Origin of the sequence: Halosolutus gelatinilyticus (assembly GCF_023028105.1) — an archaeon.
Taxonomy (GTDB): domain Archaea; phylum Halobacteriota; class Halobacteria; order Halobacteriales; family Natrialbaceae; genus Halosolutus; species Halosolutus gelatinilyticus.
Window position 1 is genome coordinate 321,056 of record NZ_CP095491.1, and the last position, 23,677, is coordinate 344,732.

The 23,677-nt window shown below is 65.0% G+C and carries 27 protein-coding genes; 19 read left to right on the top strand and 8 right to left on the bottom strand.

From position 1 onward, the window contains the following. Positions 1 to 8: 8 nt before the first annotated feature. The 7 genes from MUH00_RS01670 (at position 9) to MUH00_RS01700 (ending at position 6,948) form a co-directional block, all read left to right on the top strand. Positions 9 to 1,022, top strand: a complete 1,014-nt coding sequence (locus MUH00_RS01670) for a carbohydrate ABC transporter permease (RefSeq protein WP_247002037.1) — start codon at positions 9 to 11, stop codon at positions 1,020 to 1,022. A 1-nt stretch (position 1,023) separates the two neighbouring features. After that, the gene (locus tag MUH00_RS01675) at positions 1,024 to 2,073 is read left to right on the top strand and encodes a carbohydrate ABC transporter permease (RefSeq protein ID WP_247002039.1); all 1,050 of its coding nucleotides are present in this window, start codon (positions 1,024 to 1,026) and stop codon (positions 2,071 to 2,073) included. Between the two features lie 2 nt (positions 2,074 to 2,075). Continuing rightward, complete coding sequence (locus tag MUH00_RS01680; protein WP_247002041.1) at positions 2,076 to 3,269, top strand: ABC transporter ATP-binding protein; 1,194 nt, start codon at positions 2,076 to 2,078, stop codon at positions 3,267 to 3,269. Further along, a complete protein-coding gene (locus tag MUH00_RS01685) occupies positions 3,262 to 3,465 on the top strand; it encodes a DUF8005 family protein (RefSeq protein ID WP_247002042.1) in 204 nt (67 codons plus the stop codon). The genes MUH00_RS01680 and MUH00_RS01685 overlap by 8 nt, the downstream gene beginning before the upstream one ends. A gap of 39 nt (positions 3,466 to 3,504) precedes the next feature. After that, positions 3,505 to 4,590, top strand: a complete 1,086-nt coding sequence (locus MUH00_RS01690) for a Gfo/Idh/MocA family protein (protein ID WP_247002043.1) — start codon at positions 3,505 to 3,507, stop codon at positions 4,588 to 4,590. Between the two features lie 129 nt (positions 4,591 to 4,719). Next, positions 4,720 to 5,688: a sugar phosphate isomerase/epimerase family protein gene (locus MUH00_RS01695; RefSeq protein ID WP_247002044.1), complete on the top strand. Its 969-nt coding sequence runs from the start codon at positions 4,720 to 4,722 to the stop codon at positions 5,686 to 5,688. 147 nt (positions 5,689 to 5,835) lie between these two features. Continuing rightward, positions 5,836 to 6,948 (top strand): Gfo/Idh/MocA family protein, encoded by a 1,113-nt coding sequence (locus MUH00_RS01700; RefSeq protein WP_247002045.1) that lies wholly within the window; start codon positions 5,836 to 5,838, stop codon positions 6,946 to 6,948. 126 nt (positions 6,949 to 7,074) lie between these two features. Here MUH00_RS01700 and MUH00_RS01705 read toward each other — a convergent pair whose 3' ends face one another. Further along, positions 7,075 to 7,479 (bottom strand): VOC family protein, encoded by a 405-nt coding sequence (locus MUH00_RS01705; RefSeq protein WP_247002046.1) that lies wholly within the window; start codon positions 7,477 to 7,479, stop codon positions 7,075 to 7,077. A gap of 131 nt (positions 7,480 to 7,610) precedes the next feature. Between MUH00_RS01705 and MUH00_RS01710 the strand changes: the two genes are divergently transcribed. Further along, positions 7,611 to 8,237 (top strand): TetR/AcrR family transcriptional regulator, encoded by a 627-nt coding sequence (locus MUH00_RS01710; protein ID WP_247002047.1) that lies wholly within the window; start codon positions 7,611 to 7,613, stop codon positions 8,235 to 8,237. A gap of 106 nt (positions 8,238 to 8,343) precedes the next feature. Continuing rightward, positions 8,344 to 8,523 (top strand): hypothetical protein, encoded by a 180-nt coding sequence (locus MUH00_RS01715; protein ID WP_247002048.1) that lies wholly within the window; start codon positions 8,344 to 8,346, stop codon positions 8,521 to 8,523. Between the two features lie 52 nt (positions 8,524 to 8,575). Here MUH00_RS01715 and MUH00_RS01720 read toward each other — a convergent pair whose 3' ends face one another. Beyond that, entirely contained in the window at positions 8,576 to 8,824 is a 249-nt protein-coding gene (locus MUH00_RS01720) for a hypothetical protein (RefSeq protein WP_247002049.1), read from the bottom strand. Positions 8,825 to 9,100: 276 nt separating this feature from the next. Here MUH00_RS01720 and MUH00_RS01725 point away from each other — a divergent pair, with 276 nt between their 5' ends. From MUH00_RS01725 to MUH00_RS01735, 3 genes are all read left to right on the top strand, one after another. Continuing rightward, positions 9,101 to 10,333 carry an HD domain-containing protein gene (locus MUH00_RS01725; RefSeq protein ID WP_247002050.1) on the top strand — a complete coding sequence of 411 codons (1,233 nt, stop codon included), beginning with the start codon at positions 9,101 to 9,103 and terminating at the stop codon, positions 10,331 to 10,333. 112 nt (positions 10,334 to 10,445) lie between these two features. Next, positions 10,446 to 11,468 (top strand): amidohydrolase family protein, encoded by a 1,023-nt coding sequence (locus MUH00_RS01730; protein ID WP_247002051.1) that lies wholly within the window; start codon positions 10,446 to 10,448, stop codon positions 11,466 to 11,468. Positions 11,469 to 11,832: 364 nt separating this feature from the next. After that, positions 11,833 to 12,309, top strand: a complete 477-nt coding sequence (locus MUH00_RS01735; RefSeq protein ID WP_247004043.1) for a universal stress protein — start codon at positions 11,833 to 11,835, stop codon at positions 12,307 to 12,309. 75 nt (positions 12,310 to 12,384) lie between these two features. On the opposite strand, the gene MUH00_RS01740 is transcribed toward MUH00_RS01735, so the two are convergent. Further along, complete coding sequence (locus tag MUH00_RS01740; RefSeq protein WP_247002052.1) at positions 12,385 to 13,320, bottom strand: biotin--[acetyl-CoA-carboxylase] ligase; 936 nt, start codon at positions 13,318 to 13,320, stop codon at positions 12,385 to 12,387. Positions 13,321 to 13,865: 545 nt separating this feature from the next. On the opposite strand from MUH00_RS01740, the gene MUH00_RS01745 reads away from it, so the two are divergent. Beyond that, the gene (locus MUH00_RS01745) at positions 13,866 to 14,042 is read left to right on the top strand and encodes a DUF5786 family protein (RefSeq protein WP_247002053.1); all 177 of its coding nucleotides are present in this window, start codon (positions 13,866 to 13,868) and stop codon (positions 14,040 to 14,042) included. A gap of 217 nt (positions 14,043 to 14,259) precedes the next feature. Here MUH00_RS01745 and MUH00_RS01750 read toward each other — a convergent pair whose 3' ends face one another. Next, complete coding sequence (locus tag MUH00_RS01750; protein ID WP_247002054.1) at positions 14,260 to 14,997, bottom strand: sporulation protein; 738 nt, start codon at positions 14,995 to 14,997, stop codon at positions 14,260 to 14,262. 291 nt (positions 14,998 to 15,288) lie between these two features. Here MUH00_RS01750 and MUH00_RS01755 point away from each other — a divergent pair, with 291 nt between their 5' ends. Next, positions 15,289 to 15,519 carry a hypothetical protein gene (locus MUH00_RS01755; protein WP_247002055.1) on the top strand — a complete coding sequence of 77 codons (231 nt, stop codon included), beginning with the start codon at positions 15,289 to 15,291 and terminating at the stop codon, positions 15,517 to 15,519. Positions 15,520 to 15,628: 109 nt separating this feature from the next. Here MUH00_RS01755 and MUH00_RS01760 read toward each other — a convergent pair whose 3' ends face one another. Together MUH00_RS01760 and MUH00_RS01765 are read right to left on the bottom strand one after the other, a co-directional pair. Beyond that, positions 15,629 to 16,609 (bottom strand): tyrosine--tRNA ligase, encoded by a 981-nt coding sequence (locus MUH00_RS01760; protein ID WP_247002056.1) that lies wholly within the window; start codon positions 16,607 to 16,609, stop codon positions 15,629 to 15,631. Positions 16,610 to 16,687: 78 nt separating this feature from the next. Beyond that, positions 16,688 to 16,885, bottom strand: coding sequence for a hypothetical protein (locus MUH00_RS01765; protein ID WP_247002057.1), 198 nt, complete (start codon positions 16,883 to 16,885; stop codon positions 16,688 to 16,690). A gap of 332 nt (positions 16,886 to 17,217) precedes the next feature. Between MUH00_RS01765 and MUH00_RS01770 the strand changes: the two genes are divergently transcribed. Both MUH00_RS01770 and MUH00_RS01775 read left to right on the top strand, forming a co-directional pair. Further along, positions 17,218 to 17,820 (top strand): helix-turn-helix domain-containing protein, encoded by a 603-nt coding sequence (locus MUH00_RS01770; protein WP_247002058.1) that lies wholly within the window; start codon positions 17,218 to 17,220, stop codon positions 17,818 to 17,820. A 70-nt stretch (positions 17,821 to 17,890) separates the two neighbouring features. Beyond that, entirely contained in the window at positions 17,891 to 18,757 is an 867-nt protein-coding gene (locus MUH00_RS01775) for a DUF4870 domain-containing protein (RefSeq protein ID WP_247002059.1), read from the top strand. A gap of 61 nt (positions 18,758 to 18,818) precedes the next feature. Here the strand turns inward: MUH00_RS01775 and MUH00_RS01780 are convergent, their stop codons facing one another. Next, complete coding sequence (locus MUH00_RS01780) at positions 18,819 to 19,595, bottom strand: 4-phosphopantoate--beta-alanine ligase (protein WP_247002060.1); 777 nt, start codon at positions 19,593 to 19,595, stop codon at positions 18,819 to 18,821. A gap of 263 nt (positions 19,596 to 19,858) precedes the next feature. On the opposite strand from MUH00_RS01780, the gene MUH00_RS01785 reads away from it, so the two are divergent. Both MUH00_RS01785 and MUH00_RS01790 read left to right on the top strand, forming a co-directional pair. Further along, a complete protein-coding gene (locus MUH00_RS01785) occupies positions 19,859 to 21,043 on the top strand; it encodes a M48 family metallopeptidase (protein ID WP_247002061.1) in 1,185 nt (394 codons plus the stop codon). A 112-nt stretch (positions 21,044 to 21,155) separates the two neighbouring features. Further along, a complete protein-coding gene (locus MUH00_RS01790) occupies positions 21,156 to 21,920 on the top strand; it encodes a class I SAM-dependent methyltransferase (RefSeq protein WP_247002062.1) in 765 nt (254 codons plus the stop codon). 12 nt (positions 21,921 to 21,932) lie between these two features. Here MUH00_RS01790 and MUH00_RS01795 read toward each other — a convergent pair whose 3' ends face one another. Continuing rightward, positions 21,933 to 22,577: a helix-turn-helix domain-containing protein gene (locus MUH00_RS01795; RefSeq protein ID WP_247002063.1), complete on the bottom strand. Its 645-nt coding sequence runs from the start codon at positions 22,575 to 22,577 to the stop codon at positions 21,933 to 21,935. A gap of 83 nt (positions 22,578 to 22,660) precedes the next feature. Between MUH00_RS01795 and MUH00_RS01800 the strand changes: the two genes are divergently transcribed. Continuing rightward, positions 22,661 to 23,662, top strand: a complete 1,002-nt coding sequence (locus MUH00_RS01800; RefSeq protein ID WP_247002064.1) for a DUF6176 family protein — start codon at positions 22,661 to 22,663, stop codon at positions 23,660 to 23,662. Positions 23,663 to 23,677 lie beyond the last annotated feature (15 nt).

Below are 23,677 nucleotides of genomic sequence, written 5' to 3' on the forward strand. Positions count from 1 at the left end.
GCCAACAAATGAGTACCGAAGACTCGGTGAGCGGGCCCGCGCGGCAGACGAACCGATCGGGCCCGATCGTTGCGATCACGCGGTGGATGGAGAACCTCGGGGAGACCGGGTTCGCCTACCTGCTGTTGTCGCCGATCGTGCTCCTGTTGAGTGCGATCGCGCTCTATCCACTGTTGCGGACGTTCGAGCTGTCGCTGTATCAAAACGTCCTGGAGGAACCGGTATTCGTCGGGTTCGAGAATTACGTCCAGCTGTTCACCGGCGGCGCCGACCCGCGAATGCCGGGGTCGACGACGTTCCTTCCGAGCGTCAGCACCGACGGGAACTTCCCGTTCGTCCACGTCGACGGGGCGTTCCGGAGCGCGCTGGCGGTGACCCTGATCTTTTCGGTCGTAAGCGTCTTCTTCGAGACGCTGATCGGCTTCGGTCAGGCACTGGTCCTGGATCAGGATTTCCGTGGCCGCCGGTGGGTCCGCGCGGCGATCATCATTCCGTGGGCGATCCCGGTCGTCATCCAGGGGATGATCTTCTACCTGATGTTCCACCCGGACACCGGATTCATGACGGAGTACCTGGCCAACTGGGGGATCGTCGAGCCAGTGAACACGCTGAATGATCCGTGGAGTTCGCTGTTGATCATCACGGTCGCCGATATCTGGAAGACGACGGCGTTCATGGCGCTGCTCATCCTCGCCGGCCTCCAGAGCATCGACCGGAGCCTCTACGACGTGGCGAAGGTCGCGGGTGCGACCAAGTGGCAGGAGTTTCGCTACATCACGTTCCCGCTGGTCCTGCCGGCGCTCGGGATCGCGATCCTGTTCCGGACGATCGACGCGATGCGGATCTACGGTCTCATCGACACGGTGTCGGGCTGTACGACGGTTCCGTCGCTATCGTGTATGGTCGTGGCGACGTTCAACACCAACCGCGGCCTCGCGTCCGCGATCGCGTTCGTCACCGCCGGCATCATCGCGATCGCCGTGATGGGAGTCATCTACCAGCAGTACAAGGAGGGATTCTAGGATGGCAACGAGCGATCAGCCGGCCGAGACGATCGCCGACGAGAACAGGGGACCGCTCGAACGGTGGGTCCACGGCGTCGTCAACGAGCCGGAAAAGCGCAAGCGGCTGTACCGCGCGCTGTTCTACGTCATCACCGGGTTCTTCCTGGTGACGACGTTGTTCCCGTTCTACTGGCTACTGGTGCTCGCGCTGACGCCGAACGCCCAGATTCTCGGCGGTGACTGGGAGGTAGGGTTCCCGATCGTCGGTGAGATACCGTTCCCGACGCCCCCACTTCAGGACCTCAACCCCGGAGCGTTCGTCGAGGTGTTCCAGCAGGTGCCGTTCCACCTCTACGTCTTCAACAGCTTCGTGCTCGCGACGACGACGACGATCATCGTCATCGTCCTCGCGAGCCTCGCGGGCTACGTCTTCGGGCGGTTGGAGTTCCCCGGTCGCGGCCTGATGATGCTCGCCGTGCTGGCGATTTCGTACTTCCCGCCGGCGGCGTTTCTCATCCCGCTGTACGAGGTGTTCCTCGGCAATCCGGTAACGGTGCCGTTCCTGGGTATCCAACTGCTCCCGGTGACGGTGCCGTTCCTAGACGTCGAACTGCTCTCGCCGCCGCGGCTGGTCAACACGCCGGGCTCGATGATCATGCCCTTCAGCGCGCTGTTCCTGCCGCTGTCGATTTTCATCCTCACCACGTTCTACGCCCAGATTCCGGACGGGCTCGAGGACGCAGCGCGCGTCGAGGGGACGACCCGACTGGGCGCGCTGTTTCGCGTGATCATGCCGCTGTCGGCACCCGGCGTCGCGACCGCCGCCGTGTTGACGTTCATCGCCGTCTACAACGAGTACTTCTTCAGCTCGATCATGGCGCTGCAGAACGAGCCCCAGCAGTGGTCGCCGCTCGTCGGTGGGATCCTGAGTTACCAGACCCAGTACACGACGGATTTCAACCTGATGGCGGCTGCCAGCATCGTCGGCGTGTTGCCCATGGTGATCCTCGTCGTGGTCGCACAGGAAAAGATCGTCAGCGGATTGACTGAAGGAGCACTCAAGGAGTAACAATGGCACGCGTAACACTCGATACCGTCACGAAACGATACGAAGACGTCGTCGCCGTCGACGAGATGAATCTCAACATCGAAGACGGCGAGTTCATCTGTCTGGTCGGCCCGTCGGGCTGTGGGAAATCGACGACGATGGAGACCATCGCCGGCCTCACGAAACCGACAGCGGGAACGATCAAAATCGGTGATACCGACGTCACCACCCTCCCGCCGAAAGACCGCGGGGTCTCGATGGTCTTCCAGAACATCGCGCTGTTCCCGCACATGAACGTCTACGACAACATCTCGTTCGGCCTTCGGCTCCGCAAATACGACAAGAACGAGATCGATCGTCGCGTCCAGCAGGCGTCCGAAATCGTCCAGCTCGAAGGTATGCTGGAACGGGAGCCGAACGAACTGTCGGGCGGCCAGCAACAGCGCGTCGCGATCGCCCGCGCGATCGTCCGCGAACCCGACGTCTTCCTGATGGACGAACCGCTCGCCAACCTCGACGCGAAGCTTCGCGTCCACATGCGGACGGAGCTCCAGCGGCTCCACAAGCAACTGGACACGACGATCATCTACGTCACCCACGACCAGGCGGAGGCGATGACCATGTCCGACCGGATCGCGGTCATCAACAGCGGCGAACTCCAGCAGATCGATCCGCCGCTTACCTGTTACAACGAACCCGCGAACCTGTTCGTCGCCGGCTTCATCGGCTCGCCGTCGATGAACTTCGTCGAGGGTACCCTCACCGCCGGCGGCGTCGAGACCGAGCACTTCGACCTCGCGTTCGATCCGTCCGCGATCGAGACGACCGTCGGCGACGGCGTCACGGTCGGTATCCGTCCGGAGGACATCCACCTGACGAGCAACGCGAACCAGGTCGGCGACGCCTCGGACGTCATCGAGGCGCGAACCGACGTGCTCGAGCCGATGGGCGACCAGATCTTCGTCTACCTCTCGCTCGACGGCACGAGCGCCGAGATGATGACCAGCGACGAGGCGTCGTCCTCGTCGAGCCAGCTGCTGATGAGCGTCGACCCGGACACCGACATCAGCGAGGAGGAGTCGGTGTCGGTCGTCCTCGACCGGTCGAAGATCCACCTGTTCGATACGGCGTCGGGAGAGGCGCTCGTCCACGGCATCAAACAGCTGTCGGCGGCAGCCGCACAGCCGGAGGCCGAATCCGGTGGTCAGCGTGAGTAACCTCGTTCCGATCGTCTACTACGGCGGGTTTACGATCCTGTTTTTCTTCTGGATCTACGGGATCGTCTCGTTCGTCCTCGACCTGAAGAACAAGATCGTTCCGGGAATCAAGCAGTATCGTCGCGGCCGAACTCGACGCAAGCAGCGACAACAGCAAGAGAATGAGCGAACAGATACAGAGAAGCAACTGTACTGATGGTGATCCGAACGTGACCGGCGATCGAGCGGAGGGTCGATGACCGCGGATGCGGATCTCGCGACCGTTCCGACCGGCATCGTCGGCCTCGGGAACATCGGCCAGTACCACGCCGATCGGCTCGAGCAGCTGGGCGTCCCGCTCGCCGGCGGGATGGACGTCTCGAAGGAGGCGCGCGATCGGTTCGCGAGTCGATACGCCGCAGACGTCTACGCGGATCACCGCGACCTCTACGACGCCGGCGACGCGATCGTCATCACCACGCCGAACAAGTACCACGAGGAGTACGCCGTGGACGCGCTCGAGCGCGGCCTACACGTCCTCCTCGAGAAGCCCCTCGCCCACTCGATCGAGAGCGCGGAGCGGATCGCCGCGGCGGCCGCAGCGTCCGAGAGCACCTGCATGGTCGGGTTCAACAACCGGTTCCTGAACGCCGTGCGCCTCATCAAGGAGCGGATCGATCGCGGCGAACTCGGCGAGGTCACCCACGTCGAGGCCAACTACGTCCGACGGCGGGGCGTCCCCGGCCGCGGATCGTGGTTCACCCGCCGCGACATCGCCGGCGGCGGCGCGCTGATCGATCTCGGCGTCCACGCCATCGATCTCGCGCTGTACCTGCTCGACTACCCCGCCGTCGACGAGGTCTCGGGCGTCACCCGATCGGAGTTCGGTTCCCGCGACGATTACGCCTACCTCGAGATGTGGGGCACCGACGCGGGTCCCGACGGATTCGACGTCGACGACTCGGCGAGCGCCTTCGTTCGCTGCGCGGAGGGGCGAACGATCTCGCTCGAAACCGCCTGGGCGACCAACCGACCGCCGTCGAAGGAGTTCGTCGTCCACGGAACGGAGGCCGCGGCCGTCTTCGACCTCTACGAGAACGAACTCACGATCCACTCGGCGAGTTCGGACGGCACCGACCACTTCGTCGACGCGACGATCGAAACCCGGGAGAACGACACGCACAGCGACGAACAGCGGGCGTTCTACGAGGCGATCGCCACCGGGCGGTCGATCGGCGGCGCCGTCGAGGAGGCGCTGACCGTCCAGCGGATCGTCGATGGGATCTACCGCTCGAGCGAGACGGGCCGAACCGTTTCGCTCGAACCGCGAGTGGAGTCCTGATCGGGCATCTCCCCGTTCGATCCGTCCGGAACTGTGGACCGAAGATCGACATCGAGAGCCGCGCTACCCGGAAATTAATTCGGTTTTCAACACTGGATTTATAGGCCGGGGCGTCCACGGTTCGCACGTATGGATATCGGCATTCACACCCCGCCACTGTACGGTGAATCGCTCGAGGACGCGGTCGCGTACCTCGCCGGCATCGGCGTCGACGCGATCGAACCCGGCGTCGGCGGCTACCCCGGAGACACGCACCTGCCCAGAGACGAGTTCCTCGACGACGAGGACGCGCAAGCCGAGGTGCGCGAGTTGCTCGACGAGCACGGCATGCATATCAGCGCGCTCGCGACGCACAACAACCCGCTGCATCCCGACGACGAGCAGGCCGCGGCGGCGGACACCGAACTCCGCGAGGCGATCGAACTCGCCGACCAGCTCGACGTGAACGCGGTCACGTGCTTCTCGGGGCTGCCCGGCGGCGGCCCGAACGACGAGGTGCCGAACTGGATCACGGCGCCGTGGCCGACCGAACACGCCGACGCCCACGAGTACCAGTGGGAGGTCGCCGTCGACTACTGGTCGGACCTCGCGGAGTACGCCGACGATCACGGCGTCGATCTGGCGATCGAGATGCACCCGAACATGCTGGTCTACGAGCCCCACGGCCTGCTTCGCCTGCGCGAGGCGACCAACGAGCGGGTCGGCGCGAACTTCGACCCCTCGCACCTCTACTGGCAGGGCATCTCGATCACGGACGCGATCAGGCTGCTCGGCGAGGCGGACGCCATCCACCACTTCCACGCCAAGGACACCCGCGTCTACGAGGAGCAAGCCCGCGAGAAGGGCGTCCTCGACACCGCGCCCTACGACGACGAACCGAACCGATCGTGGATCTTCCGTTCGGTCGGCTACGGCCACGGCGAGTCCCACTGGAAGGACGTCGTCTCGACGCTGCGGATGGTCGACTACGACGGCACCCTGAGCATCGAACACGAGGACTCGCTGACCAGTTCCCGCGAGGGCCTCGAGAAGGCCGTCCAACTGCTCGATCGGGCGATCTTCCGCGAGCAGCCCGGCGAAGCCTACTGGGCCGAGTAACGAGCGCCGTCGGCGGGAGGCGGTGATCCCTCGGGGGCCGCCCCGGCTCCGGTACATCCCTGCCGAGCCCGTTTCGCCCCGTCTGGACTCCGTTACGAACCCGCCGCGACGAAAACCTCTAACTACGTCTATTGTGAATATTCTCGCATGACACTCGAAGTCGGCGTACTCGGCTACCGATTCATGGGGAAAGCCCACGCGAACGCACTGGCGCGGCTGCCGATGTTTTTCCCGGACGCTCCGGACGCCGAGCGCAGCGTCCTGATCGGCCGCGACGAGGCGGCGCTCACCGAAGCTGCCGATCGGCTCGGCTTCGAATCGATCGCGACCGACTGGCGGGACGTCGTCGATGAGGTCGACGTCTTCTACAACCTCGGGCCGAACCACGTCCACCCCGAGCCTTCGATCGCCGCGCTCGAGGCCGGCACCCCCGTGTTCTGCGAGAAGCCGCTGGCGCCGACGCTCGAGGAGGCCGAGCGGATGGCCGACGCCGCTCGCGAGGCCGGCGTGGTGAACGGCTGCGCCTTCAACTACCGGTTCGTCCCGGCTATCCGGTACGCAAAGCGGCTGCTCGACGACGGTGAACTCGGCGAGATCCACCACGTCCGCGGGCGGTACCTCCAGGACTGGCTGGTCGATCCCGACGCGCCGTGGTCGTGGCGCAACGACGAGGAGATGGCCGGGTCCGGAGCGCTGGGCGACCTCGGCGCTCACACGGTCGACTTGCTTCGGTTCCTCGTCGGCGACCTCGCGGGCGAGATGGAGCGCGTGAGCGGCCACCTGCAGACGTTCGTCGAGGAGCGACCGGTGGAAGGAAGCGACGAGACCCGACCGGTCACCGTCGACGACGCCTACTCCGCGCAGGTCGCGTTCGAAAACGGCGCGATGGGGACGCTCGAAGCCTCCCGCTTCGCGAACGGCCACAAGAACGACCACACGATCGAGATCCAAGGCTCGAAGGGGAGCCTGAAGTTCTCGCTCGAACGGCTGAACGAACTCGAACTGCTCCGCGAGGGCGATCGGGGCTACCAGACGATCCTCGTCACCGACGCGGACGACCCCTACGTCGACCACTGGTGGCCGCCGGGCCACGTCGTCGGCTGGGAGCACACGTTCGTCCACGAGAACTACGAGTTCCTCTCCGCGATTGCGGACGACGGCGAGTTCGCACCCAGCTTCGAGGACGGCCTCGCCGCTCAGCGCGTGCTCGCGGCGATCGAGGAGAGCGACGAGCGCGGCGAGTGGGTGACGATCGAGTAACGCCAGTTCCGATTCGGGCGTCTCGAACCGAATTCGGACCGAAAAGGCCGCGTTCGAAGGGGCGCAGTTGATTCGCGGGTCTCCAACCCGAACGTACGTCGGGATCCGATCGACGGCGTCTCGCCGTTAGAACGAACTCGACGCGACGGGTTCCTGAACGACGATCTCGTTCCCGTCCGTATCGAGTGCGACCGCTTGCGTCCCCCACGGCATCTCTTCCGGTTCGCCGCGGAACGCTACCCCCTTCTCTCTGAGCGTTTCGTAGGCGCTCCGGCAGTCGTCTACCTCGTAGATGAGCCCGAAATCGTTACCGAGGAGCGTCTCTAGCTGGCCCGCGGTTTCGTCGTCGAATCCGTCGGGACTCATCAGAACGAGGCCCGTGCTGTCGCCTTCCGGAGCGACCGTCAGGAACCGACCGTGCGGCCCCTCGTGATCGCCCGTGACTTCGAACCCCAGCTTATCCCTGTAGAACGCCAGCGCCTCCTCCTGGTCCGAAACGATTCGCGTCACCATCGATAGTTTCTCGAACATGATCTTCCTCGTCGGGTGCCAATTTTAGCCGCTTGGCTAATTTCTGATCGAGCCGTCGTCGCTTAACGCTTTCGGTGGTGATACGCTCCGGAGCATGTAGATTGAATTAGCTACGGTGGATAGCACCGGACATGCCGGATCCGGGCGACGAATTCTGGGATCAATTCGACACGCACGAGATGATCATGGAAGCGACCGTGTGGGTGCTCGCCGAGGAGGGGTACCAGGGGCTCACGCTCCGAAAAGTGGCCGAACGGGCCGGAAAAAACCGGGGTCTCGTACACTACTACTTCGATTCGAAAGACGACTTACTCCGATCGCTCCTCGATCACGTTCTCGAAGGAACGAAGCGTCTGATGGGAATCGACGACGAGGACGCCCCTTCCGAGAAACTGTGGACGGTCCTGGAATTTCAGGCGTACGGCCCCGGCGGCGTCGCCGAGCACGGACGACACTATCACATTGCCATCCACCAGCTCCAGGCGTTAGCCGTACACGATCCCAAACTCCGAAAACGATTCACTCGGAACCACACCTATCTGGTAGATCTGACCGCCGAAATCATCGCTGAAGGCATCGAGGACGGGACGTTTCGCTCGATCGACCCGGAAAAAGCTGCCGTGTTTCTCCTCGCAGCCATCGACGGCGCGCGCAACCAGGACCTCTCGCTCGACACCGATTCGGCGCGCGATACCACCCTGGAGACCATCGCCTGGTTCGAATCGGAGCTGCTCGGGGTATCCGATCGCCCGAATTGACTCCCGTGTTCGCGCTCTCTACGGAACACGGACACCGAAACCGCGGCAACTACCGCTCGATTCTCCGATATGGGACGTTTTAGTCCTGGCGTCCGTTCGTTCGCGCGTGCTCCGATCGATCCGCACCCGACTGCGCGATTGGATCGTCGTCGCCGATCCCGAAGAGCGAATCGAGGGCTCCGGCGAGGCGATCGCGGACCCGCAACACCGCCGATCGCCGGCGGCGACTCGCGAGCTCGATCGACTCCGAGCGGCGCACAACGATCACCGGGACGATCGGGAGTGAGCGTCGATCACCTGCTTCCGTCGGGCCGTCGGTCGATCGCGCCCGGCCTTCCTCACCGCGTGTCGACGCGGACGACCGAGCGGATCTGGTCGTACCGGATGCTTCCCTCCCCCGGCGACTGCCCGTCGAGTTCCAGGTAGCCGGGTTCGAATCCAGTCACCGTACCCACGTGCTCGGGATCGTCCGCGCCGGTTCGATCGCCCTCCCAGACCTCGACCTCGTCGCCGACGTCGACGTGTTCCCGGATGAGCGCCGCAGCCCGGTCCGTGTTGGCATCCGGTGGAATAGTAAGATCGGTCATTGGCGGTACTGGAACGACACACGGCGACACCATTAGAGATAGTGCCGGCATTCGCGGCTTTCGACTCACTCTTCCCACTGGGTCGAAATGTACAGCAGCGCGATCAGACAGATGATCGTGATCGCGAACAGCGCGATCGTCATAATCGTCATCGCGGCCATATCCGGAATTCGCGTTCGGCGGTGAAAGCCGTACTGGTCGCGGGTACGATGGTCGAATCCGCTCGCCTCGGATTTCGCGCGACGGTTTTTGTGTGAGCGCGCCGAACGGTTCGGCATGAAGATCATCAAGGATAGCGTCCACGACCACATCCGGGTCGAGGGCGTGGCGCGCGACCTCCTCGACACGCCGGCCGTCCAGCGGTTGCGACGGATCAGACAGCTCGGCACCGTTTCGCTCGTCTACCCCTCCGCGAACCACACCCGGTTCGAACACAGCCTCGGCGTCTACCACCTCGCGTGCGCCGCGCTCGAACACCTCGGCGTCGAGGGCAGACAGGCCGAGCGCGTCCACGCAGCGGCCCTCCTCCACGACGTCGGTCACGGCCCGTTCAGTCACAACCTCGAATCGCTGATCTACCGGCGGACGGGCCGGTACCACGACGACGTCCACGACCTCCTGACCCAGGGACAGGTGGGCGACGTGTTGCGCGATCACGACCTCGTTCCCGAGACGGTCGCCGACCTCGTCGCCGGCGAGGGTCGGTTCGGGCAACTCGTTTCGGGCGAACTCGACGTCGATCGGATGGATTACCTCGTGCGGGACGCCCACCACACCGGCGTTCCCTACGGGACGATCGACACCGGTCGACTGGTCAGGGAACTCGCGTTCGTCGACGGCGAACTCGTCTTGGACGAGGGGAACGTCCAGACGGCCGAAAGCCTGCTGGTGGCGCGGGCGCTGATGAACCCGACCGTCTACAGCCACAGCGTCGCCCGGATCGGCAAGGCGATGCTCCGCCGCGGGACGGAACGACTGCTCGACGCGCCGGACGCGGACGTCGACGCCGCGACCCTCCAACGGATGGACGACTACGACCTGATCGTGGCCCTGCGATCGTGCGAGGCGACGACCGAATTCTCCCGCCGTCTCGACCAGCGGGATCTCTTCAAGCGAGCCGTGTGGGCCGAGATGGACGACGTGCCGGGCGGCGTCATCGAAGCCGATCACGGGACGATCCGGGAGTTCGAGCGCGAGATCGCCGACGAGGCAGCGGTCGATCCCGAGACCGTCATCCTCGACGTTCCGCCGCGCCCCTCCATGACGGAGTCGACGACGCGCGTGATGGTCAACGGCGAGATCCGGCACCTCGAACAGCAGTCGCCGCTCGTCGGCGCCCTCCGGGCGGCCCAACACTCCCAGTGGCGTCTCGGGGTCTACTCGCCGGCCGGCCGGCGCGATCGGGTCGGCCGCGCGGCCGTCGACGTGCTGGGACTCGATATCAACGGGGCGCTGGTAACGGAGGTTCGAAACGGCCTCGACGCGACACTCGACCAGTTCGTCGAGTGATCGACACGCCGCGTCCCCGACGGCGGCGATCGCCGACCGGCTCGATCACGGAGTCGAGACGCGGCTCACGCCGTGTCGAACCGTTCAAGGAAGCGCCGACGAACACTCGGATATGGAATACACAGGGACGATTCTGCGGGGCCGGGAGTTCGAGCCGGTCGAGGGACGGCTCGTCGTCGACGGCGAGGGTCAGATTGAGGCGATCGAAGAAGTATCGGTCGAGAGTACCGACATCATCGTGCCGGCGTTCGTCAACGCACACACCCACATCGGCGACTCGATCGCGAAGGAGGCGGGCCGCGGCCTCTCGCTCGTGGAACTCGTCGCCCCGCCGGACGGGCTGAAACACCGACTGCTCCGCGAGGCCGATCGCGAGGAACTGGTCTCGGCGATGCGTCGATCGCTCGGGTTCATGCAGCGAAGCGGGACGGCCGCCTGTCTCGACTTCCGCGAGGGCGACATCGCCGGCGTCGAGATGCTCGACGAGGCCGCGGCCGACCTCGATGTCGAGGCCTTCGCGTTCGCACGCGGATCGATCGACGCCATGCGCGCGGGCGACGGGTTCGGCGCGAGCGGCGCCAACGACGACGCCTTCGATCGCGAGCGGGCCGCGACCCGCGAGGCGGGCAAGCCGTTCGGCATCCACGCCGGCGAGGTCGACGCGACCGACATCGATCCCGCGCTGGACCTCGAGCCGGACTTCCTGGTCCACATGGTCCACCCCGAATCCGACCATCTGGAGCGGGTTTCCGAGCAAGAAGTCCCGATCGTCGTCTGTCCACGATCGAACCTCGTCACCGACGTGGGACTGCCCCCGTTCGAGGAGCTGGCCGAGCGGACCACGCTCGCGCTCGGGACGGACAACGTGATGCTCAACTCGCCGTCGATGTTCCGGGAGATGGAGTTCGTCGCGAAACTCTCGTCGCTGCCGGCCGACGAGATCCTCCGTATGGCCACGGTCCACGGCGCCGAACTGGTCGATCGAAACTACGGCGCGCTCGAACCGGGCCGCGAGGCACGGTTTACGGTGCTCGACGGCGACTCGGACAACCTCGCCGGGGCGCGGGATCCGGTTCGCGCGATCGTCCGACGAGCCGGTGTCGACGACGTCCGCGAGGTCGTGCTCGGGGTCTGACCTCGGTCGTTACCGGCATCGTTCGACTCGAACCGTCTATCGCTGGTATCGGCCGGTTTGGCCCGCCGCTGTGGTAACTTTCTGCCCATGATCGGAATAATTATGATACTTAGTCTAGCAACGGTCAATGGAGATGGCAACGCCGACTCCGTCTCGCCGATCGATGCTCGTTGCGCGGGTGCACTGTACGGCTCCCGAAACGGCCGGCTGGTCAAACTCGTTGCGCGATCGTAGCGTCCGCCCGTCAGCCGTCCTTCGGTCGACACCGTTTTCCGTCCGTCAGTCGGGTTCGCGCGTCGATCATCGCGCTCGACGATCACCATAACGTTAATACCGTGGCCCTCGTATGGTGTATGATAACACGATGTACGACTGCATCCTCGTCCCGACCGACGGCTCAACGGAGGTGGAACACGCCCTCGAGTACGCGTTCGACCTCGCGCGCGAGCACGACGCGACGGTCCGGGCGCTGTACGTCGTCAACGTCGCCGGCTACGGCGGTCTCCCCATGGAAACCGCCTGGGAGGGAATCAGCGACGCCTTGTACGCGGAGGGCGAGGCGGCCGTCGAGCGGGTCGAGGAGATTGCACCGGACGACGTCGTCGTCGAGACGGAGATCCGCGAGGGGACGCCGAGCCGGGTTATCGTCGAACAGGCGTCGCCCGAGAACTGCGATCTCGTCGTGATGGGGACGCACGGCCGCGGCGGGATCGATCGGCTGTTGCTCGGCAGCGTCGCCGAACGGGTCGTCCGACGGGCCGCCGTGCCCGTGTTGACGGTCCGCGTGGACGAAAACGGGATCGAGAACGGGCGGGAACGGTCCCGCATCCCGGCGGAGTGACGGTTCGCGGCGACCACCGCCCGCCGGTACCGAAGAATCCGATCGAGACGCGTCTCCGGTCGAGCGATCGGACCGTCAGACCGGGCGGAGGTGCTCGCAGTCGCCCGCCGAAACCGTCACTCGACCGTCGTCGGTCTCGACGACGAGCGCACCCGCGTCGGTCACGTCCACCGCGTCGCCGACGAGTTCGCCCGACGGCCGATCGACTCGGACGCGCTGCCCGATCGTGAGTGCGTGTTCGCGCCACGCGGGAACGACGGCGTCCAGGTCCGTCCGGTACGCGTCGAACTCTTCGAGGAGTCGCTGGACGAAGACGCGCCGATCGACGTCGCCCGCTTCGGCGCGGACGCTGGTGGCCGACTCGGGGAGATCGGCGGTATCGATATTCGCGTTGACGCCGATCCCGACGGCGAGCCACTCGACGCGATCCGTCTCGCCTTCCATCTCGGTGAGGATGCCGGCGAGTTTCCGGTACGCCGTGTCGTCGACCGGGACGACGACGTCGTTCGGCCACTTGATCCGCGCATCGACGCCGGCCTCGCGAGCCGCGCGAGTCGTCGCAACGGCCGCGGCAAGGGTGTACAGCGGCGCGCGGGCCGGCGCGATCGACGGTCGGGAGACGACGCTCAGCCAGACGCCGCCGGCGGGCGCAGCCCACTCGCGGTCGAGTCGACCTCGGCCGCCGATCTGTTCGTCCGCGAGGACGGCGACGTCGGCCACGCCTGCAGTCGCGAGTTCGCGCGCTCGATCGTTCGTGCTCCCGATCGAGTCGTAGTACTCGACCGTAAACGGCGCGTCGAGACCGTACTCGACGGCGGGTCCGTTGTAGGCCGCGACGCCCGCGAGGACGTAGCCGTCGCCGCCGCTCTCGATCTCGAAGCCGGCGTCCCGGAGTTCCTCGACGTGCTTCCAGACGGCCGCCCGCGAGATGTCGAGGCCTTCGGCCAACTCGGGTCCGGAGATCGGCCCGTCGTCGAGGGCCCCGAGGATCGATCGTCGCGTCTCGTTCATACTCGGGCAAGGGAGTCGATCGCACTTCAATCGCGATGGTCGTTCAGCGACCCGCGATCGAGCACCGAAAGCGACCGTATCGGCCCGCTCGATTCGTTCGGACGACATATCGGTCGTGCGGCCGATTCCGAGGCTTTTCCGGGCCGATCACACACGTTCCAGGACACATGGAGTTGTGCGTTACCGAGGAACCCGAAAATCGGCAGGATCTGCGCTGCGTATCCGACCCGAATCGACGGGATCGAGGCCGGCTTCCTCCTGGAGGAGAGCTGTAGGCGCCGCTTCTCGGCCTCGTACGCGATCGAACCCGTGGCGAATCTCCACCTCACCGAACGGCTGAACGGCGTCGCGGATCGCCTGCTTCTCCGGCGACCCTCCGCTCGAACCGGCGGTTCTCTCGGAAGATCGAATGTAACTTCATACTGTACGGTTTTTACAGGCCGAAATTCGAGCATAGGTGGCGCTTCGGAACACGAAAACGAACCGTTCTTGCCAATCACTTCATGTTCGTTCATCACCTATACACGGTACAGAGGTGAGACCACATGTCGATGGGAACGTTCGACCACGAGGAATACGAGCGCCGCGAGAAACAGATCAGCTCCGTTGATACCAGCACGGACGATCGACGGAGGACCTTCGAGGGCCGACTCGAGTACAGCGATGACTCGATCGACGACCTCCTCGCACGGTTCGACGACGTGAAATCTAACGCACACTAACGGTCCAAAGCGATGTACCAGGTACTGATGCTGCCCCACTTGGCGCGCGAAAACTCCGGAATACGCCTCTATCGATACGTCCGGTAGATACAAGAACGCGCTATCCGCAGAAGTGTCCGAAATCTTCACGAAGACGCTCTTCGGCCTCGGTAGGCCGTGTTACGGGCGTCGTTCGATCGCGCGAAAACCCGCGACTTCGGTCGATGGGAACTACCCGTTAGACGTGTTTCTCGATGAGCGCCGCCATCTCGTCCCGAACCACGTCCCGATCCGTCGAGCGAATCGTCGTCCGAGTTTTGCGTTCGTCGGTGTCAGCCAGTTCGCTGAGGAGGCCACCACGACGGTCGATTTCGACGAACAGCTCGAGTTCGTCGGGCCCGGGTTGGGCGATGAGTTCGACTTCGTCGAGACTGTCGCGGAACCGCCCGGCGGTAGCCTTGAACTCGAACTCCTGAATAAACCGTCGGCCGGCAGCGTACCGACCGTACGGATCTGCTTCGCACTCCGCCGTCCGGAGTGAAAGCCCGAGGTCGTCCATCGCGTCGAAGACCGTCTGAAGGCGAGGAGTCGGTCGAACCTCGAGGTAGTCTTTGTCTTCGGGATCGACAGCGAGGTCGATATCGAGTTCCGTTTCGACCCAGACGTCGACGCCGCCGATCGTCACTGGCGTCTCGTACGGAATGTCGATCGATACCGATCGGGTTTCCTCTTGGCCGGGTTTGATAGTGAGCCCCTCCGTAAGCGTGAATCGGTCGATGTCTATCTCCTGATATCCGTCTTCGGTCCGGTAACGGGTTTCGAGTTCGAAGCGGATCGTGCCGATATCCTGTTCTACCTTCCCGCCGGTAATATTCACGTCGGCGGTAACAGTTTCACCCGGGCGGACAGTATCCGTCGGGAGGACGGTATCTACCGTGGCGTTACCGATACCGATGCTTGCGAGGACTTTTTTCATAGCTCCGTCCGTACATTGGTTGGAGGGGTTATAAGTTTAGGAAGGACGGACATTTGTCAGATCGAGACGATAACACGCAAGATGCAGAAGCACGCGACATCGTTACCGAGCCGCTCTTTAACCCCGGAAGACCTCCGTGTGAGCGGCGCTCAGTTCTGCCCGGAGCCAGGATACCGTTTTCGGCGCTCTCGGCATCCGCTATCCGAGTACGGTCGCGGCGGTCGAGCCCCGTCGCTTCTCGAGTGGCCTCGACGGCAAAACGTTCTACTATCTCCTCGAAGTACTGCGAATATGACGGACGAGTACGCGAACGAGCACGAGCACGACCTCGAGGCCGAGTACCTGTCGGCGTCCGACGCGACCGTTCTCGACATCTACTATCGAGACACATCGCCGACGATCGACGTCGTCGTTCCCTGTCCGTCGTGTAGCGATCCGCTTCGAGTTTCCGCGCGCGTCGACGAAGTCGTCGAGACTGACATGGAACTGCCGATCGACGATTCCGAGGGCGTCTACGACTAGTGCGGATCCGGGTATCACGGTCCGGAACTCGCGAGCGCGACGCCTTGGGTCGGTCGAGTAGAACGTGGCGAGCGACGACTGCGCACCGACTCAGACCGCTTCGGCGCGATCAGTCTCGCAGCTCTCGCAGCTTTTCGCGGCCCGGCGCGATCAGTTCGTCGAGATAGCTCGCCAGCGTTCCTTTCGCGTCGGCCGGGTGCAACTCGCCCGATTCAAGGTCGGCCGCCAGCGTCTCGTAGTCCTCGTACGTGAGGTCGCCGCCGTACTTCTCCGGGCGTTCGACGGTCACCGTCTCGAACCGGGGGAAGACGTGGTACTCGAACAGTTCGAGCACGGGGTTCTCGAGGTCGCCCTCCGGATCGCGCGTTGGCGGACAGAACGCCGAGTTCACCTTCTCTTCCAGTTCCTCGGTCGAGTCCTCCATCGAGATCGTCACGCCCTGACTCGAGGACATCTTCCCTTCGCCCGACGTGAGGTCGGCGACGATCGGCGTGTGCAGACAAGGCCGGGCCTCGTAGCCGAGATCCGGGATCTCCTCGCGGTGGAGCATGTGGACCTTGCGCTGGTCCAGGCCGCCCACCGCGAGGTCGAGGTCGAGGTACTCGATGTCGAGCGCCTGCATCAGCGGGTAGACGAGGTGGCTGACCTTCGCGGTCTCGCCGGACTGGAGCTCGGCCATCGCGCGCTGAGCGCGGTTCATCGTCGTCGACAGTTCGAGTTCGTGCAAGTCGAGTGCGTACTCCTCGTCGAGTTGGAACTCGGAGCCGTAGACGAACTCGGTGTTGTTCTCGTCGAGGCCGTAGGCGATGAACTGCGCTTTCATCTGCTCGGCCGTCTCGCGGATCGCTTCGAACGACCCTTTCCCGTTGAGGTAGGCGTGGACGTCCGCCAGCAGGACGACCACTTCCATACCCGTGTCCTGCAGGTCGATGAGCTTGTTCGCGGTCAGGAGGTGCCCGATGTGGAGCACGCCGGAGGGCTCGTAGCCGACGTAGGCGCGTTTCCCGTCGGGATCGTCGGCCAGTTCACGCACCTCCTCGTCGGTGACGACCTCCTCGGCGTTTCGCGTGATCAGGTCGTAGGTATCCATTGCTATCCGAGTTGAATCAGCGGACGGATTTATTACTTTGTGAACGACGGTAGTGTACCGCTCGCCCGTAACACGACTTCAGAACGGTTTCAGAACGGATTTGGCCCGATCGCGGGCCGTTCCTGCAAGGTAGCCGGTTGCGGCGCCGACGCCAGCGCCCACGGCGCCGCCCGCGGGACCCGCGAGACCGCCGACTTTCCCGCCCAGTTTCGCTCCCTTCGCTGCACCTTCGGAGGCGCCTTTCGATCGCAGACACGGCGGTTCGAGTGAGACCATCGGCCCGTACTTCGAGCCGGGACGTGAAAGGTATTTGTCTCGATAGGCCGTTCGCATGTGGTCAGTAACAGTATCACGGACGGCGAAGGCCCGGTGCTACGACTCTGCGATCGTTGGCCTGGCGCGGTGAGTATAGTTCTGGCGAAGACGTTCGCCCGCGGCCCCGCGAAGACGCAATCAACGCCGTCCGCCGGAATTCCCTGCCGCGTTTCGATGCGACGGGGGAAAACGGCCGCCGATAGGCCGCATTGAACTGTTTCGCGCCGTTTGGCGGCCGCCAAATCCGAATGTGGGTTTAACTACTCCGGGTGGAATGGGTTGAAACAGGTACGATGGCACCGCTCCCGCCGTGGATTAAGACACGGATCGACGACGAGCTGAACAGGAAGTTAACCCAGCGCCACGTCGTCGAAACGATGCTCGAGGCCGACCGGCCGTACTTCTCGGCCGAACAGATACGCGCTCGCGTGCGTCCGGACGTGAGCAAGGAAACCGTCCGGCTCCGGTTGAACGAGCTCCTCGAGATCGACGTTATCGCCGCGGACACGTACCCGGAGTCGATCACGCTGTACTACGTCAACCACCCGGAATCGCAGTGGCCGCTGAGCCCCGAAGGGAGGGACGCGCTCGCCTACGAGACGCCGCTCGACACCCTCTCGGTCGGCGATTTCGTCCGGCTTCGGAATCCGGCCGGCATCAGGACCCTGGTGCTCGCGGGATTCCAGTTGAGCCTGGTCCTCTTTGCGGTGGGGATCGTCGCCTCGCCGCTCGCGAGCGATCCGATCGTCCGGAGCACGAACGCGTACTGGGAAGCGGCGGGGAACCTCTTCGTCGTCTGTTTCGTCCTGCTGCTCCTCGAGCGGACCGTCCGCAAACTCCGGGACGACGGCGCGGCGATCGCCGGCGTCCGTCTCGGCCGAACGAACTCGAACTGAGCCGACCGCTGCTATCGCGTAGACTCGTCACGAACCGACCACGCACGATCCCCGACACACGACCCGACTCATGTCCAACGAACACGACCGACCGACGGCATCGACGACGCAACCAGGACCGGCCCTCCTCGAGGAGCGAACGCTCTCGGGGATCTTCGTTCACCTCCTCGGCCTGGGGACCGGATTCGTCCTCCCCGCACTCGTGTATCTGGTCGCCGAACACGAATTCACGCGCGAAAACGCCCGGAACGCGTTCAACTGGCAGGTAATCGTTACCGGCGTATACGCCGCGCTCTTCGGCCTCCTCGGGGTCGGATTCGTCATCGATTCTATGGTTTCCGAGAGTTCGCCCGTCCACTACCTCGCGATAGCGTTCGTGCTCGTCGCCACGGTAGGACTCTTCGCGTCCACGCTCGTCTTTCTGGCGAACTTCGCATTCGGGCTGATCGCGATGGGGAAAGCGACCTTCGGGAGTGCGTGGTCGTACCCGCTCGCGCCTGACACCGTCGGCTGGCTCTCAGCAACGCTTGGCAGTGACGTCGACTGGCGGAAATTCCTCGTTCCCCACGTCCTCGTCGCGCCGGCCACGGGTGTGTATCTCGGCTGGTTGTTCGTCGACCCCAGTTCGGAAAGCGACGCGGTGTTTTTTGCCGGGTTCGGCCTCGTACTGGCGCTTCTCCTCACCTCCGTGCTCACGCCGGGCGTGCTTGTCCGGGATACGAACGCCGTCGCGGCGACGAGTTCGTCGTGGCAACCGAGTTGGCTCGCGTACGTCGGCGGTCCGACGATACTCGCCGCGCTCACCTACGTCGTGGCGGCGGTGCAGTTCAACTCCGAAAACCCGGCCGGAGATGCGATCTACGGCTTCGCAGGCGCGCTCTGGATCGCCGTGATCGTCTATCTGTTCAGACGCTACCGTCACGCCGAATCGCCGTAGCACGCAGAACTGGCGGCCGCCGTCGCCCGGCTATCGAACGATTAGACCGACTATGGCACGATTAGAATCCGTTTCGGATCCGCGCTTCAGATTCCTCGAGCGCAGCCTCCGGATCGAACGCCTCGATAATTTCCCTGAGTTCCGCCTCGTCCGCGTCGGCCAACTCACGCGCGTGGTCGGTCATGTTCGGCACCGCGCGGATGATATTGTCGACGATCGGCACGTCGGCGACCCGCGGCGATCGCGACAGCGGGTTGAGGTCGATCACGATCTCCGTCTTGTCCATCGCGTCCAACGCTTCGGCCCGATCGCCATCCTCGAGCGGGACGAGCACCACGTCGGCGGCGTAGATCCCGTCGGCGTCGACCTTCGCCCGCTGGTGGTCGAGGTTCGGAATCTGAGCGTCGGCCTCGATCCCTTTCACGTCCTCGGCGCCGTGCTCGCGGAGGTGGTCGGCGATCGCCGCGATCCGTTCCGGCGTTCGATTGAAGAGGTTGACCTCGAGGTCGGCACCCGTCGCCTCGGCGAGGGCGACCATCTCGCCGGGGACGAGCGCCGCCACGTTACCGTTGATCGAGAGCACCGGCCGATCGGCGAGCAGCAGGTGGGCCGCGGCCGCCCGCTCGGCCTCGTCCGCGCTGGGGATCGTCTCCTCGCCGAGCAGGTAGTCGAAGGCGCTGGCGCGCCCCTCCGCGTGCATCCCCTGCAGGTGCGTGATGCCCTTCTCGACGCCCTTCTCGATTCGGTGGCGGGTGAGCAGGTCCTGGTATCTCGGGTGGTCCTCAGGGATCTCTTCCTCGTCCTCGACCTCCGCCGAGACGGTCTCGTAGTCGGTCACGGTCGATCACTGGTGGTAGTCGATAAAAAACGACCCGATCGATCGCTCCGGTTAGCGGTCTCGAGCGAAGCGGTTCCGACGTCTCCGCGACGCGGAAAGTCCCGCCGATCGGCCGTCCGCGCCTCGCTGCGCGCCCTCGCGGTACTCGGCGGCGGCCGCGGTGCGACGCGGCCGTGAGCGTGGCCGAGTGATCGGAGTCACGTTCCGCGACGAAACCGGTTAGGTCCGTAACACTATTGCCGGCTCCGAGACGATACCACGGCGTGACACTGACACCGGACCGACGACTTCAGGTCCGAATCGCCGGCGCGCTCGCGTTGGTCGTGGTCGTCAACGCGCTCCTGCTCTCGGTGCTGGCCTGGAGCGTACACCACGTCCTGTCCGCGAGCGACCGAGCGGTGTCGCTTGAGTCCGGTCTCTCGATACCCCGTCTGCCGCTCGTCGTCGGAGCGATCCTCCTCGGTGCGATCGGTCTCGTCGCTGTGCAAGCGCGCTACGGCACCCGGACGGTCGCCGCCGGCCTCGAACTCGAGGAAGTCGACGGGACGGCCGACGGGCCGCGAAACGTCGTCGGGCGAGTGCGACGGCTGGCGGCGCAGGCGGACGTTCCCCACCCCACCGTTGCCGTCGCCGACCGAGACGAACCGGGCTGTCTGACCGTCGGGACGCAGCGGTCGCCGACGATCGTGATCACCGCGGGGTTGCTCGACTCCCTCGACGACCGCGAACTCGACGCGGCGCTCGCCCACGAGGTCGCTCACGTCGCGAACCGCGACCTCCCGGTCGTCACCGCCGTCGCCGCGACGGTCGCGATCGGCGATCGGTTGCTCGAGCGCGAACGGAAGCTTCGAAGCGTTCTCTGGGGGTTGGCGCTGGTTGCTTTCTTCACCGGCGTCGGTCTCCTCGTTCTCGCAATACCGATCCTGCTGCTCGTGATCCTCTACATCATCCTGAGCGCCGTCGCGCGGGGACTGCTCGGTGTGAACGCGATCGCCCTCGGGCTATTCTCGAAAACCCGCGAGTACGCCGCCGATCGCGGTGCGAGTCGGCTCACCGGCGATCCGGCCGCGCTGGCCAGTGCCCTTGAGACGCTCGAGGGCGACGGCCGCCCGACGCGGGACGCGCGGCTGCACGCGACGGCGACCCTCGGGATCGTCCCTCGGCCGCTGTCGTTCGATCGCTCGGCCGAAGACGGCGAGCGAACCTGGTTCGACCGGTGGTTCGTCGACCAGTTCACCGTGGAGACCGTCGAGGACGAGCGGTCAGACGACTCGAGTCCGTCGGGATACGTAGACCGGGCAGTAGAGCGCGTCAAAGCGCGGCTCCGGACGCGACTCGTCGGCCCGGCGAAGGCGGGCGTCCGGCGGTTCCTCGGCTGGCGACCGGTGACGCATCCGACGACCGAATCGCGAGTCGAGCGCCTGCGGAGCCTCGAGCGGCGTCGATAGGGATGAAGCGAGTCGACGCCGAACGCCGGCTGACGGACGGGGCCTCGAAATCTTATAAAGACACGATAGGCTTCGCGTAAAGCCACTCCGGTGTCGCGCCGAAACGTCGAGTATGGCGACCGAACGACGAGACCGCGATCCGGACGGCCGGTCGAACGAAGTCCGGTCGGACGGCGACCGGTACGAAGCCCACCTCGAGCGCAGTCGGAGGGTCTGGGACCGCTGGAGCGATCGGTACAAGATGAGTGAGCGGGACTTCGAACCGATCCGCATGGCCGCGATCGATCGACTGGCTCTCGAGCCGGGCGATCGCGTTCTGGAGATCGGTTGCGGACCCGGCGTGAACTTCGAACGGGTCCGAAGCGAGGTCGGCGACGAGGGAGAAGTGATCGCCGTCGACTACAGCCCCGAGATGGTCGAGAAGGCGCGCGAGCGGATCGGGCACTACGACTGGGAGAACGTCGAGGTCCGGTGCGCCGACGCGGCGACGGTCGCGTTCGACGAGCCGTTCGACGCGGCGCTGGCGACGCTCTCGATGAGCGTCATGCCCGACGCGGAGCGGACGGCGGCGAACGTCTACCGATCGCTGGCTCCCGGAAGTCGGTTCCTCGCCTTCGATATCGGGCCGTTTCAGACCGGTCCCGCTCGGCTCGCGAATCCGCTCGTCCGACGGTTCCTGCGGTGGTACGCGAACTGGAATCCCGACGACGACGTCGTCGACTCGCTCTCGACCGTGTTCGACGACTGTGCGGTCGTCGAGCGGTACGCCGCCGGCGCGGGCTACACCGTGCTGTGCGAAAAGGAGCCGCTTTCGACGACCGCGTCTCGGAGGCGCGATCGGACGAGTAACACCTCCGAGAGCCGATCGGACGAGTAGCGTCCCCTATCCTTACCGTTCGTCGAGCACTCGTTCCACGGCGTTCGCCTCGGCGCGGCGAAGCAGCTCCGACGCCGTCGAAACTGCACAGCCCAGTTCGTCCGCAACGGCTTCGATTCCGGCTTCGCGCGGAACCTCGTAGAAGCCGAGCTCCCACGCAGCTCGGAGCGCCGTCAGTTGTCGATCGGAGACGGCCGGCTCCCGGACCGTCACCTCGTCGCTCACCCAGCGCACGTCGAACCGGATCCCATCGGCGACCGCGTCCATCACCGCCGCGAGATCTTCGGGATGGCCGACGAGCGTCAGCCGGATCGTCCGATCGGATCGAACCTCGATCGGCGGCACGACCACGACGGTCTTCTGCGCCAGCGCGTCCAGCAACGACAGGCCCTCAGGGCCGAGTTTCCGTCGAAGGTAGCAGAAGAAGCCGTCGTCGGAGGGCGCGATGTCGTACTCGAGTACCCCGTCCCGATCGTACAATAACGACTCGTACGCTTCGGGTTCTCCGTAGACGAACGACGTGATCGTCTCGACGCCGTCGACCGACTGCCCGCCGACGATGAGTTCCCGATCGAGCGCCGGCGACTCGCACAGCCCCGCGTGGAGCGGCGGAATCGTCTCGCTCGTGTACCCGATTTCGATTCCCATCGACTTCATGGCTCGGCGTTCCCGCCGCGAGCACTTAAATTCGCGATAGGTTTCGCGACTGCTCCGTTCGTCCCGTCCCCCGTAGGTATCGTATGGCACGAACACGCGGCCGACGACGGCTTCGATACGGACTCCTCGTCGGTACCCTCGGCGCCCTCGCCGGCGCCGCGTACCGCCGACGCCGCTCGCGAATCGATCGGACGCCGACGTCCGAGGCGGTCATCACGGAACGCCACGCGACGGCGTTTCTCGCGGATCGAGCCGTCGATCCGACTCGCGTTGACGAACTCGGAACCCGCGTTTCGCAGACCCTCGCCGAAGCCGATCCGAGCGAGTTGCTGGGCGTCGACGGCGCGAGTACGGCGACGCTGTTTCTCGATCGGGGCGGCGCCGAACCGATTCTCCGCTGGTACGTCGAGCTCCCGCGGTCCGTCGTCGACGCGTGGAACGATCCCGATGCGACGATCGACGAGGCGTTCCCGATCGCCCACGACGCCCTCGAACCGATGGACGAACCGATCGATCGGGAACTCGTCGTCCACGCGGTGAACCCGTCCCGACCGCGGTCGATCGCGGCCGACGATTCGGACGCCGACCCGAATCCGGACGCGGACCGGGAGTCGGGATCGCTGCTGGTTGCCGCCGATCGCGACGAGTCGGGCGTCGATGTCGAACTGGTCCGAACGCGACTCGAATCCGGCTTCCCGGAGCGGTTCGCCGACTGGTTCGCCGAGCTGTCCCGGCGCGTCGTCGCTGGCGACCTCGACCTCGATCGCGTCCAGTCCTGGAGCGCCGAGATGCTCGACGCGGAGGAGATGTACACGGAATCGATCTTCCTCGAACGCGGGGCCGACGGCTACGCGGCGCTCCAGTACATGGAAGCGCGCGACATGCGGCAAGTGTACGACGCCTACTACGCTACCTGGAATCCGGTCGCGCGACTCTCGGAACTCCTGCTCGGACGGCTCCTCGAGGAGCCGAGTCGCATCCTCCAGTATCCGTTCGGTTCCGATATCGAACCCCTCGCGCACGCGATCGCACCGGATCGGCCCCGTCGAGTCGCCGACTGCCGGGCGGCGGGCGTCGACGACTGATACCGAACGCGGCGA